This is a genomic window from Asticcacaulis sp. (genome assembly GCF_020217185.1).
In the GTDB taxonomy this organism is placed as follows: domain Bacteria; phylum Pseudomonadota; class Alphaproteobacteria; order Caulobacterales; family Caulobacteraceae; genus Asticcacaulis.
On sequence record NZ_JAIWNX010000292.1, the window covers coordinates 1 to 13,115 of the forward strand.

A 13,115-nucleotide genomic window follows, 5' to 3' on the forward strand; every position below is an offset into this window, starting at 1 on the left:
TATACGATTTTGCCACATAAAGTATACAGTGGACAAGGTGCGGCTTTTTTGCCAGCCTCCCCTCATCGCGTCGCAGGAAATCTAATGTCTGATCACCTCCCTCCCCTGCCCGTTTATAACCGCGCGGATCGCGCCACGTTTGAACAGCTTATCCGCCCGGCGCGTCATCCCGCCGTCCTGAAAGGCGTCGTGGCGGACTGGCCTGCCGTTCACTGCGGCCTGACGTCGGATGAGGCGCTGGCCGACTATCTGCTCAATCAAGACAGCGGGGCCCCCACCGGGGTCTATGTCGCGCCGCCACAGGCCAGGGGGACCTTTTTCTACGGCTTTGACACCCATGTCACCAATTTCAGCCACGGCCCGGCGACGGTGGCCGAGGTGCTGGAACGGTTGCTGGGCGAACGCGACAAGGCGGACCCGCTGGCCATCAGCCTGCAATCGACGCCCATCGCGTCGCAAATGCCGGGCTTTGGTGCCGAGAACCGCCTTGACCTGCTGCCCGAAGTCGCCCCGCGCATCTGGATCGGCAATGCCGTGGTGACGCGCACCCATTACGATCTGAACGACAATATCGCCTGTGTCGTGGCCGGGCGGCGGCGCTTCAGCCTGTTCCCGCCAGAGCAGTTAGCCAACCTCTATCCCGGCCCCTATGAGCGCACCATCGGCGGCGTGCCGGTGAGCATGGTCGATATCGACCGCCCGGACCTCAGCCGCTACCCGCGCTATGCCGAGGCGCAGGCCGTGCGCGTCGATATCGAGCTTGAGGCCGGGGATGCCCTCTATATCCCCTACGGCTGGTGGCATCAGGTGCGCTCGCTGTCGCCGTTCAATGTGCTGGTCAACTACTGGTGGGATGCGGCGGTTGCGCCCGACGCCGCGCCATCCGACGCCTTTTTGCACGCCCTGCTGGCCATCCGTGACCTGCCTGAGCACGAACGCGGTGTGTGGCGTAACCTGTTCGCCTACTATGTGTTTGGTGAGAATGGCGACCCGGTGGCGCACCTCACCCCGCGCGACAAGGGCCTTTACGGTCCGCTGGACGCCGCCATGCGTCGCAGACTAAAGCGCCAGTTGCAAAAGGCGCTCGAAGATAAACCTAAGCCGTAAGGGCCAGAATATCCTGATAAAGTCTAGCCGGGATCGTCACCGTTCCCGTGGCTGCGGTGCGCGCACGGGCCTCATAGCGGCGCTGCGACGGCAGGCGCGCCCCCTGCCCCACAATGGCGTCAAACAGGGCCTCAGCCCGGCCCGCATGGTGGGCATAGGCCCCGCCCATAAAGGTCTCCGGGTCGATGGCCAGCAGAAGTTCACCGTGATAGGGCGTGGCCCCCTGTCCCGCATCGTAGGCGTAGGATTCCAGACTGAGGAAGTCCCCGATCAGCGGCCCGGCCATCAGCTCGATCATGGCCGACAGGGCCGAGCCCTTATGCCCGCCAAAGGTCAGCATGGCCCCGGACATAGCCGCCTCGGCGTCGGTCGTGGGCCTGCCGTCGCTATCGAGCGCCCAGCCTTCGGGGATGGGCTTGCCCGCCCGGCGGTGCAGTTCGATCTCACCGCGCGCCGCGGCACTGGTGGCGAAGTCAAACACGAACGGCTCGCCCTGCGGACGCGGCCAGGCAAAGGCCAGCGGATTGGTGCCGAACACGCCCTTGGTGCCGCCATGCGGCGCGACCCACGCATGGCTGGGCGTCATGGCCAGCCCCACCAGACCTTCGGCGGCGATGGCTTCGACCTCCGGCCACAGGGCCGAAAAGTGGTAGCAATGAGTGATGGCCAGCGCGGCTATGCCCTGCGTGCGCGCCTTTTGCGCCAGAAACGGCAAACCGCGCGCCAGAGCCAGCAGCGAATAGGCCCCCTGCGCATCGGCCCGCACCAGACCCGGTGCCGCGTCGCTGATCAGCGGTTCAGCGTTTGACACCTTGCCCGCCCGCCGTGTTGCCACGCAGACCAGCAGGCGGTAAAGCCCGTGCGAGTGGCATTCATCGCGCTGCCCGGCCAGAATGGTGGCGGTGATCGCCTCGGCATGGGCCTCGGAAAAGCCGTTGCCGGTCAGGGTGCGCAGGCTAAGCGCACGGGCGTCGTCGAGGGTCAGGCTTACGGTATCAGTCATCTTGTCACTTTGGTTTCGGCAGGGTGTCAGGGCGTGCATTCCACTGCGGCGTCGCTTCGCCGCGCAGGTGGCGGATGAAGAAGTCGTACTGACGGCGCAGGCCGTAATTGACGTCGCCTGTGTTGCGCAAGGCGCCGTGGCCTTCGTTCGGCACCACGATCAGATCGAAATCCTTGCGCGACTTGATCAGGGCATTGACCACCTGAAGCGTCGAGGCCGGATCGACATTCATATCCAACTCACCGACGACCAGCAGAACCTCGCCCTTCAGCTTATGGGCATTATCAACCCCCGAAGCACGGGCATAGCTGTCATCGACGGGCCAGCCCATCCACGCCTCGTTCCAGCCGATCTTGTCCATGCGGTTGTCGAAGCAGCCGGCATAGGCCACGCCGGCCTTATAGAAGTCAGGATATTCCTCAAGGGCGCTCAGTGTGTTCTGCCCGCCCGCTGAGCCGCCATAGATGCCGACGCGGCTGATGTCGTAAAACCCGTATTTGGCGGCCACCGCCTTATGCCAGGCGATGCGATCGGGGAAACCGGCGTCCTGAAGGTTCTTCCACGCCACATCATGGAAGGCCTTGGAACGGTTCTGCGTGCCCATGCCGTCGATCTGCACGACGATAAAGCCCATATTGGCCAGAGACTGCATACCGATCACCTTGTCACCGCTGGAGTGCGGGCCGAAGGGCCAGAAGGTCTTGGGCACAAAGGACGAATGCGGCCCGGCATAGATGTTTTCAATGACCGGGTATTTTGTGTTCGGATCGAAATCGGTCGGGCGCACGATGACGCCCCAGATATCGGTTTTGCCGTCGCGACCTTTGGCCGTAAACACTTCTGGCGGTTTGAATCCGGCCGCCGTCAGGCGCGAAATGTCACCGCTCTCGACCGTAGCCACTAGGCTGCGGTCCGCTACCCGGCGCAGCTCCATCACATTGGGCAGGTCCACCCGCGAATATGTGTCGGTATAGTACCGCATGTCCGACGAGAAGCTGACATCGTGATAAGCCGGGGCCGTGGTCAGCGGTGTCAGATTCCTACCGTCGAAATCCACGCGGTAATAGTGCTGGAAGTACGGGTCTTCGCCCTTACGCATGCCGTTGGCGGCGAAATAGATCTGGCGCACCTTGTCATCGACCTTCAGCACCTTACGCACCACATATTCGCCTTTGGTGATCTGCGTTTTCACCTTACCGGTCGTGGCGTCGTACAGATAGAGGTGGTTCCAGCCGTCGCGTTCGGACATCCAGATCAGTTCGCGCCCTTCGCCCCCGACATCGTAGCTGTAGCGGCGGCTGTAGGTATTGATGAAGGTGTCCGAGCGGTCCTCGGCCACGACCCGCGTCTGGCCCGTTACGGCATCGGCCTCAATCAGACGATAAAGCTGATGGCCGCGCTGATCGTAGGCGAAGCGCACCCCGCGGCTGTCCTTGCGCCAGCTCAGAGCGTCCGTCGCCATCGGGTTGGGAAACAGATCGGTGGGAATCTCTATCCGGCGGCGCGTTGCCACGTCGAACAGCACAGGACGGTCGATGTCGATGGCGTCACCGGGCTTCGGGTAAAGCTGCACATCGACCTTGGGCTGCACCTGATCGGGGGGCGAAGAGATCACCCGTACCACTTCGCGGCGGAAGCCCGGCTGCACGCGTAACGCCACGATCTTTTGCGAATCCGGCGACCACTTGATCGACTCCGGATCGTAGAACAGGCCTTCGGAGCCATCGGTGGACAGGCGAATAACCTCGCCCCCGGCTTTGCGGCGGATCACAAGGTTGAAATCCTCGACTAAGGCCAGCCACTGACCATCCGGCGACGGCTTTGGCGTATTGTCGGCGGGCGATTTGAGGTCGCGTACCACGCCGGAAAAACCGCGATCCTGCCGCCGGTCCACGGACTTTTGACACACATAGGTCGCGAGGTCGCAAGACCACATCGCCTCATCCCAGCGAATCGCGACCTTTTGGCCGCCGTCGCTGAACTGCGTCATCGAAAAGGGTGGCGTAAACGGCAGGGTCAGGCCGGTAAAATGTGTGCCGGCCGCAGTGTTAAAGGCCGCCGCCAGACGCTCGTGATCGAAAGCCACGCGCTTCTGCCCCGTCGCGGCGTCCATCAGCATGAACTGAAAACCGCCTTCGACCGACTTGCGATAGACGAAGGTTTGCGTTCCCTCAATCCACTGCGCAGGCTCCGCAATATCGCGCGTCAGACCCGACCACGCCTCGCGCAGGCCGATGGCCTTTTCATAGTCGGCCACCGCAGGCGCGGCCAGAGCCGGAAGACCCCACACCGGCTGGGCGAACAGCATGGTGGCGGCCAGAATCGCCGTTACCCCGTTTCTCATCGTCCCCGCTCCGTATCTTAGTTGCCAGAGGCCGTCTTGGCCGCCACACGCGTCTTTTCCGCCGCGATATAGGCGCGCATTTCGCGCTCGAACGTCGTCAGCGGCACCGAACCCATGTTGAGGATGGTGTCGTGGAAGGTGCGCTGATCGAAGTCCGCGCCCAGTTCCTTTTCCGCCAAGGCCCGCATCTCCCGCATCTTCAGTTCACCGATCTTGTAGGCCAGGGCCTGACCCGGCCAGGCGATGTAGCGGTCCACCTCGTTTTCGATATCGAGCTGTGCCAGCGCGGTATTGGCTTTCAGATAGTCAATAGCCTGCTGACGGCTCCAGCCCTGCGTGTGCAGGCCGGTGTCGATGACCAGACGCGCGGCGCGCCACATCTCAAAGGTCTGGCGACCGAACTCTTCGTAGGGGGTCTCATAGATACCCATCTTGGTGCCAAGCCATTCGGTGTACAGGCCCCAGCCTTCGCCATAGCCGGAAAAGCCGGTCGAGCGGCGGAAATCCGGGCGCGGCGGGGCTTCGAGGGCAGCGGCGGCCTGATAGGAGTGGCCGGGCGTGCATTCGTGCAGGGTCAGGGCCGGCAGGTTGTACAGCGGGCGCGACGGCAGGTCATAGGTGTTCATCAGGCATGAATCGAGCCCGCCACGCCCCGACGTATAGATAGGGGCCACGGCGTCCGGCACTGGCAGGATGGCGTGACGATAGCGTGGCAGGACGGCAAAGAAATCCTTTAGCTTGCCGTCGGCTTTTTTCGATACATAGGCCGAATAGGACAGAAGTTCACGTGGCGTCTTGGCGTAGAATTGCGGATCGGTGCGCATAAAGACGAGGAATTCCGGGAAGGTGCCGGTGAAGCCGGAGTCCCGCATGGTCTTTTCCATATCGGCGCGGATACGGGCAACCTCCTTCAGACCCAGTTGATGGATCTCTTCCGGCGTCATATCCAACGTGACGAACTCACGGATGCGCGACTGATAGAAGGCCTTGCCATCGGGCAGCGACCAGGCGGCGAAGTCGCGGCGCGCCCTGGACTGATACTCGGTGCGAAAGAAGGTCAGGAGCTTGCTGTATTCCGGAACCGCAACGCTGCGGATGACCGTCATCGCCTCGGCCTTCAGGCGGGCCTGCTCCCCTGCCGGGATGGTTTCCGGCATGTCACGGAAGGCGTCATACAGCGGATTGCTCTCATCCGTCCTGGTGTAAGGCTCCATCGTCTTGTCGCGTCCGATGGTCGAGACGTAAGGGACGGTGTAGCCGCGCTTAAGACCGGCCTTCATATTGGCCGTCTGCTCGCCGAAATAGCGCGGAATATCGCGCAGGCGGGCGAGGTAGTTGTTATAGTCTTCGAGCGTGCGGAAGCCCTGACGCGCGTTGAGCGTCCAGAAGAAGGTGTCGGAATTGAACGGCGCTTCGTAGGTTTTGAAACGGATATTGTCGGCCTGAGCCGACACCGAGGCGAACCACACCTCGGCATTGATGCGCTCCTCGTGCGACAGCTCATCCAGCGGAATTTGGCTGTACGCCGCCAGTGCCCTGTCCCAGTAGGCCAGACGGCGGGCATAGGTTTCCGGCGTCACCGACGGCAGCTTGGCCCCACCCATGCCGCGCCCCAGCCCGGAGCGACCAAACTCCGCCTGACGCCAGGTCCATTCCGCCTCATAAAGGGCCTTGATATTGGCATCAGCCGACTGTGTTGCCTGATAGGCGGGCGGGGTTGCCGGCACCTGAGCCGCCGCCGCGATGGGCAAGACGGACGCGCCGGTCAGTAGACCGAGGGCGAGAAGGGTTGAAACCCGAACAAAACGCATCATCATAACCAGCCCCTTGTGTTGAATTTAGTCCCATAAATTGTATGTTGTATACGATATACGTATAAGTCAACTCTCTCCGTCGTTTGATCTTAACTTTTAACGAGGGGGGGCCATGCCGCTGAAACCGAAGGCACATAAGCGGTTGCTCGGCAATTATCCGCCCGACGCTCTCAGGCCTAGAGCGATGTGCGGAAACGGAGTTCGGCGAAGCCAAAAGTGTGAGCGGTTTTCCGCAAAAACATCGCGATAAAACAAAAATTTAGAGCGAAATGGCGTTTCCACCTAAAGTCATTTCGCTCTAGTGTCCTGAATCTGAAATTCGCATGCGCTTGATATCGTCCTCTGGCGAATTTCAGATCCAACAGGACACTAGCAACTTATTGTATTTAGTATCGTTTTTGAATTTGAAGTTCGCTTCATTTTGATATCGAAAGCCGGGCGAACTTCAAATTCACGATACTAGTGACTCACGGGACTGAGTATGAAGCCATAGCTCAGCGGCGCATTGGGGATGCGGTATTTGACGTGCGGGCGCCCGACCGTATTCCACCCCGTATCGCCGCCCACCCCCGTTTGAAGCGCGTCAATCATCAGCGTACCGTCGCCATGCGGCGCGATGTCTGACGAGTGGCGCTGCCCCACCGGCTGCTGATAGAGGTCCTCAACCGGGAAGGCCAGGGCATTGGCCGACAATGGCTGATGACCGGTGACGCGCACCCCCTGCCCCGTCGCCGTGGTCAGGGCCATCCAGCGTACATCGGTCTTGTTGCCCGACTCCTGCGGCCGGGTGTAGTTGTGGTACTGATCGGCCACCTTGCCCTGATAGAGCCCGATGGCCGCCCCGGTCTTGCGATCAGCATAGGATTCCTGCGGCCCGCGCCCGTACCACTGAAGATCGGTCAGAGCGGGGTTGGTCGCAAACTTCAGGCCGACGCGCAGCGGATCGGGCAGGTCATCACGCAGCGGCACATAGTCGGCCTTCACATTCAACGTGCCGTCGCCATAGAGGTGCCAGGTGGTGGTAAAGCGCACCGATCCCGCCCCGACGCGCCAGCCGACCCTGACTTCACCTGCCTCCGACACCTCAAGCGTTTCCAGTGTGCGCTTTTCGCTAAGGGTCTTCCAGATGGCGTGGCTGGTCACCACGCCGGTGCCGATGTCGTTATCGGTCGGCCCGCGCCAGAAATAGGGCGTGCCACCGCTCAGCAGCACCTGCCCGTTGACGGCATAGGCGGTCAGCAGGCCGGTCTTGGCATCGAGCGTCAGGCGCGACGTCCCGGCGCTTAGTTCGACCGTTGCCGCCGTCCGGGTGACTTTCACCGGCCCGCTGGCGGTCAGGGCCGCCGGACGCGCTGCCTGAAGGACAAACTGCGTCCAGCCCATCGAACTGCCTTTCGGCACGCCCGGCATACGGTCATCGGCGGCCACGGCTGAGACGGTCAGCACATATTCGGCCGCCGGGTCATAGCTGACGGCACCGAGATCGAGCGGCACCGTCGCGCGGCCTGCCGCCGGGGCATTGACGCCGTTCAGCACCCCGGTCTTCACCGTCACCCCGTCCTTTTCGAGTTTCCAGCCAAAGGCATAGCCCGACAGGTTGATCAGGTCGTTGCGGTTGACGACCGTCAACGTCCCCGATCTGGGATCGCCTTCGAACACCACCGGCGAATAGACCTTCTGAAGCTCGTAATATTCCGGGTCCGGCGTGCGGTCGGCCTGCACCACGCCGTCGCCGATGGTCGAGTCGTCTTCCCACTCGCCCTTGGGGAAGTCGAAGCCCTGCGCCCAGTATGGCCTGCCCTTGTCGTCCTTGCGGATCACCGCCTGATCGACCCAGTCCCATATAAAGCCGCCTTGCAGCTTCTTATAGGCGCGGATCGTCTCCCAATAGTCTTCCAGATTGCCCAGACTGTTGCCCATGGCGTGGGCGTATTCGCACTGGATCATCGGCTGGCTGTAGCGGTTGTCCTGCGCATAGTCGGCCATCTTGACGGCGCTGTCGTACATGGGGGCGTAGATATCGACATAGGCATTGGGGCGGTGCTCCTCGCCGATCGTGCCATAGCCCAGAAAGTTGAGCAGGCGCGTCTTGTCGTGCGCCCGCACCCATGCGGCCGCGCGCTCAAAAGCCGGCCCGATGCCCGCTTCGTTGCCCAGCGACCAGAAGATGACCGAGGTGACATTCTTGTCGCGTTCGACCATGCGCGACACGCGGTCGAGGTGCGCCGCGTACCAGTGCGGCTTATAGCCCAGTTGCACCTTGTAGCGCTGATCGATGTCGCGGATCATGGCCATATAGGTATGGCTCTCGATATTGGCCTCATCCATCACATAGAGGCCGTATTCGTCGGCCAGATCATAGACGTGCGGATCGTTGGGATAGTGCGACAGGCGCAGCGCATTGACGTGCGCCTGCTTCATCAGTTCCATGTCCCTGCGCGTCGTTTCGGGCGACACGACGCGGAAGGTATAGGGGTCGTGCTCGTGGCGGTTGACGCCCTTGATCATGACGCGCTTGCCATTGACCTGCACCTCGCCATTGCGGATTTCGATGGTGCGAAAGCCGATCTTTTTCGAGGTGGCCGAAACCAGCGCGCCTTTGGCATCACGGTATTCGATAACCATGCGGTAGAGGTTCGGCGTCTCTGCCGACCATGGCCGGACGTTTTTGATCGTCCCCGACAGGTGCGCCGGCTTGCCCGCAGCGGCGCGCCCCTTGGCCGTCAGCACCACAGCCTTGCCGTCATACAGGGTGGCGGTGATCGTCCCCGACCCCTTGACGCCTTTCAGTTCGGCCTCCAGCGCAAAGACGCCGTCCGTATAGGTCTTATCCAGCAGGGCCGTGACCGTATAGTCGCCAAGCCGCGTTTTGGGTTCGGCATAGAGATAGACCGAGCGCTCGATGCCCGACAGGCGCCAGAAGTCCTGATCCTCAAGGTAGGAGCCGTCGGCGTAGCGATATAGCTCGATACTGATGGTGTTCTTACCCGCCCGGACATAGGGCGTCAGGTCGAATTCCGACGGCAGTTTGGAGTCTTCGGAATAGCCGACCTTCTGCCCGTTGACCCAGATATAATAGGCCGCGCCCGCCGCCCCGATATGCAGGAAGACGTCCTTGCCGCTCCAGTTCGGCAACTCAAAATCGCGGCGATAGGACCCGACCTCGTTCACCTCGTGGCGCACATAGGGCTGCTTGGCCCCGAACGGATAGCCGGCCCCGCTGAACAGCGGCACGCCATAGCCTTGCGCCTGAAGGATGCCGGGCACCTGCACGGTGCCCCAGCCGGAGACATCGAAGTCCGGCTTATAGAAATCCACCGGGCGGGTTTCCGGCGTCTTGGACAGGGCGAATTTCCAGGTGCCATCGAGGGACAGATAGTTGGCCGAAGCCGCCATCTGACCGGCCACGGCCTTTTCCACGCTCTCATAGTTGAAGAAGGTCGCCTTCATGGGCAGGCGATTGACCGCCATGACTTCCGGCTGTTCCCACTCGGCGCGACCGGTGACATCGGGCGGCGGGGCATCGGCTATAGCCTTAAGCTCCGCCGCCGTCTGAGCCTGCCCGCCGGTCGCCGCCAGCAGCGCCAGACACGACACCGATACCGCACACAGGACGCGGCGCGCCCCCACCTTGCTGACCATGATCTGCCCTCATTTGTAGCTTTTGGTCAGGTTATTATACGGTATACAATATGGCAACTCTTGTTCAGCGATTTTCGGCACCATGCAGAAAGCGCAAAATTTGCACCCGTTCAGCCGCAACACGATAGACAACAATGAAGGGCGTATGCCGTATGACCAGTTCCCGTGTCCCCTGGATACGGCCGGGCCGACCCATGTGCGGCTGATCAATCAGCAGATCGACTTGCCTGTCGATTTCAGCAAGCTGGCCCAGGGCGGCTTTGACGCTATCCGCAGCAATGTATTCGAGGGCGGCTGCCCGCTTCTTTTCAGCAATCAGCGACCAGACAATGCGCCTCATTCACCGGATGCCTTAAGGCGCGCCAGAAAATCCTGACGCTGCCGGTCCATATTGGCTTTCACCTCTTCGTGGGTCACCCAAACCGCATCTGGGTCATTGGCCTCGCGAAGACCGGCCTCGACCTCGGCTCGGAACCACGCCTCGTATTCACGATCTTTCCTTTGCCGTTCCACATAGTCACGCATGAACTCACGCACGATTTGTGAGGCCGGACGGTGGGTGGCGGCCGCTTCGGCCATGAAGGCCTCGCGCAGCTCAGGCTCGATCTTCAGGGTGAATATGGCGTCTTTGGACATGGCTGCCCCTTCCGAAGTAGTGACTTCGTATATACACCGTTAGTACCCACCTCACAACCGGTCGATGGCCGGTTGCGGTTCGGTAAACCATTTCGCCCCGGATACCGTGACGTACATATGATCTTCCAGACGGATACCGAAGCGTTCCGGCACCACGATCATCGGCTCGTTGGAAAAGCACATGCCCGGCGCCAGCGGCGTCTTGTCGCCACGCACCAGATAGGCCGGTTCGTGGATGCTCAGGCCAATGCCGTGGCCTGTGCGGTGCGGCGTGCCGGGCAACTGATAGTCCGGCCCCAGCCCGTGCTTTTCCAGAATAGCGCGCGCCGCGTAATCGACGCTTTCGCACGGCTTGCCCACCTCGACAGCGGCAAAGGCAGCGGCCTGCGCCTCCTTTTCGATGTCCCAGATGCGCTGCTGTTCCGCCGTCGCCTGCCCATAGACATAGGTGCGGGTGATGTCGGACGTATAGCCTTGCACGTAGCAGCCCGTGTCGATCAGTACGAGGTCGTTTTCCCGCAAGGTTTGCACGCCCGGCAGGCCGTGCGGATAAGCGGTGGCATGGCCGAACTGCACGATGACGAAGCTGTTGCCCGCCGCCCCCATCTTACGGTGTGCGGCCTCGATAAAGTTGATCACCTCGGTAGTGGTGATGCCCTCTTTCAGGATGCGCGCCGTGGCCCGGTGCACGGTTTCGGTCATCGACTTGGCCTGCTGCATCAGGGCCAGTTCCGCCTCGGACTTGTACATGCGGCAGCCATTGATCACCGCCGAGGCCTCGCGCACCTCAAGGCCGGTTTCGCGCATCAGGCGGCTGACCATTTCGAAGCTGATCGCCGGATCGACGGCCAGCACACCGCCGCCCAGGTCCTGCATGGCGGCGTGGATCAGGGCGTGCGGGCTCTCGTCCTCCTGCCACAGGCGCAGTTCCGCCGGGATCTTCAGATCGGCCTCCAGCGACCCGCGCTCGAAATAGGGGCAGATGATCAGCGGCTCGCCTTCGACCGGCAGCAGCATGGCCACCAGACGCTCCGACGCGCCCCACGGCACCCCGGCAAAATAGCGCAAAGACGCCCCGGCCCCGACCAGCAGCGCCTTCGCCCCCAGATCGCGCGTCAACCGCCGCGCCTTGTCCAGACGCGCCTGATATTCATAGTCGCCAATGGCCGCCGCGGCCTGCGGCGGGCTCAGCTTCGCCAGTTCGGCCTCGATGGTGGAACCGCCAATGCTCATAGACATACCTCTTATCCGAAACGCTTGATATCAAAGGCCTGCGGACCCATGCCGCTTTCGACCATGTCGGCGACGATCTCGCCGGTGACGGGCCCCAATGTCAGGCCCAGATGCTGATGCCCGAAGGCATAGTAGAGATTCTGCGCCTTGTCGCTGCGCCCGATGGCCGGCAGATAGTCCGGCAGGGTCGGGCGTATGCCCATCCATTGCGCCACCTCCCCGTCCATCGGCAGGCCCAGCTCGCTGACGTGCTGCCGCAGCCTCTGCCATTTGCGCGCGTCCGGCGGCGCATCGGGCTGGTTCAGTTCGACAAAGCTGGCGGCGCGCAAGCCGCCCTCAAAGCCCGTCACGATCATCGAACGGTCCTCGAACACCACGGGCGGCATCCCTGCGGGCCAGCCGTGCCGGGCACTCTGGATATGATAGCCGCGCTCGGCGATCAGTGGCACGGCGTGGCCGATCCCCTGCATCAGCGATTTGGAACGCACCCCGGCACAGATGATCACCGATTCCGCCGCCCGCATCAGGCCGTCATCGCATTCGACCTGCGCATGGCCGTCGCGCAGGCACAGCCGCACCGCCTTTTGCCGTACCACCTGCCCGCCTGCCGCCAGATAGGCCGCCTCCATCTGCGCCAGCAGGCGCGCATTGTCGGCGACCTGACCCGTATTCTCAAAACGGATACCGCCAGACAGAGGCCGCGGCGTCAGTGCCGACACCGCCGCCCGCTCGTCCGGGGTGAGGACATGGAAACGCGCCGAACCGGTATCCGTCTCGCGCCAGGCGGCCAGACCGGCCTTTGCCGACGCCTCGCTCTCCCAGACGACATAGTGGCCGTCTTCGCGGATCAAATCCGGCACCCCCAGCGACTGCACCAGCCGCCGCCAGGCGGGCATGGCCTCACGCATCAGGCCAGACAAGGCCGTCTTGCCGTGCGCAAAGCGCGCCGGCTCGGCTGCGGCCATCAGTCGCAACCCAAAGGGCAGCCACGCCGAAACCCCTGACGGCGGAAAGGATAAGGCCCCGCCGCGCGCAAACCAGCGCCGCCACGCGCTGCGAATCAGGTCCCAAGAGGCTAGCGGCTCCACCTGTTCGATAGCAATATGGCCCGCATTGCCGTATGATGCGCCTTTCTGGGGGGATTCCGGGTCCAGCAAAATCACATCGCCGCGGCGTTTCTGGAGTTCCAGGGCGATGGACAGACCGACGATTCCGCCCCCGACAATGATAACCTTAGACAAATGCACGTTCCTTCTTGCGCCGCATCATTGCATATTGTATACGGTATATATTCTTACGCAAGCAGTTGGAGTAAACAATGAAAGTCGATTGGCGC

9 protein-coding genes are annotated in these 13,115 nt (G+C 62.2%); 1 reads left to right on the forward strand and 8 read right to left on the reverse strand.

The window, feature by feature from the left end; translation table 11 throughout:
• The first annotated feature begins 84 nt into the window (after positions 1-84).
• A complete protein-coding gene (locus LDL37_RS14945) occupies positions 85-1,107 on the forward strand; it encodes a cupin-like domain-containing protein (protein ID WP_290799613.1) in 1,023 nt (340 codons plus the stop codon).
• On the opposite strand, the gene LDL37_RS14950 is transcribed toward LDL37_RS14945, so the two are convergent.
• The 8 genes from LDL37_RS14950 to LDL37_RS14985 all read right to left on the reverse strand — a co-directional run bounded on the left by LDL37_RS14950 (position 1,097) and on the right by LDL37_RS14985 (position 13,020).
• Positions 1,097-2,110 (reverse strand): Ldh family oxidoreductase, encoded by a 1,014-nt coding sequence (locus tag LDL37_RS14950; RefSeq protein WP_290799614.1) that lies wholly within the window; start codon positions 2,108-2,110, stop codon positions 1,097-1,099. The two genes, LDL37_RS14945 and LDL37_RS14950, sit on opposite strands and share 11 nt — an antisense overlap.
• A 4-nt stretch (positions 2,111-2,114) precedes the next feature.
• Entirely contained in the window at positions 2,115-4,454 is a 2,340-nt protein-coding gene (locus LDL37_RS14955) for a S9 family peptidase (RefSeq protein ID WP_290799615.1), read from the reverse strand.
• 17 nt (positions 4,455-4,471) lie between these two features.
• The gene (locus LDL37_RS14960) at positions 4,472-6,271 is read right to left on the reverse strand and encodes a DUF885 family protein (protein ID WP_290799616.1); all 1,800 of its coding nucleotides are present in this window, start codon (positions 6,269-6,271) and stop codon (positions 4,472-4,474) included.
• Between the two features lie 456 nt (positions 6,272-6,727).
• On the reverse strand, positions 6,728-9,910 hold the full coding sequence (locus LDL37_RS14965; protein WP_290799617.1) for a glycoside hydrolase family 2 TIM barrel-domain containing protein: 3,183 nt from the start codon (positions 9,908-9,910) through the stop codon (positions 6,728-6,730).
• 64 nt (positions 9,911-9,974) lie between these two features.
• A complete protein-coding gene (locus LDL37_RS14970; protein WP_290799618.1) occupies positions 9,975-10,250 on the reverse strand; it encodes a type II toxin-antitoxin system RelE/ParE family toxin in 276 nt (91 codons plus the stop codon).
• The gene (locus tag LDL37_RS14975) at positions 10,247-10,546 is read right to left on the reverse strand and encodes an antitoxin of toxin-antitoxin stability system (protein WP_290799619.1); all 300 of its coding nucleotides are present in this window, start codon (positions 10,544-10,546) and stop codon (positions 10,247-10,249) included. The genes LDL37_RS14970 and LDL37_RS14975 overlap by 4 nt, the downstream gene beginning before the upstream one ends.
• Positions 10,547-10,597: 51 nt before the next feature.
• A complete protein-coding gene (locus tag LDL37_RS14980) occupies positions 10,598-11,785 on the reverse strand; it encodes a Xaa-Pro peptidase family protein (RefSeq protein ID WP_290799620.1) in 1,188 nt (395 codons plus the stop codon).
• 5 nt (positions 11,786-11,790) lie between these two features.
• The gene (locus LDL37_RS14985; protein WP_290799621.1) at positions 11,791-13,020 is read right to left on the reverse strand and encodes an FAD-dependent oxidoreductase; all 1,230 of its coding nucleotides are present in this window, start codon (positions 13,018-13,020) and stop codon (positions 11,791-11,793) included.
• Between the last annotated feature and the right edge of the window lie 95 nt (positions 13,021-13,115).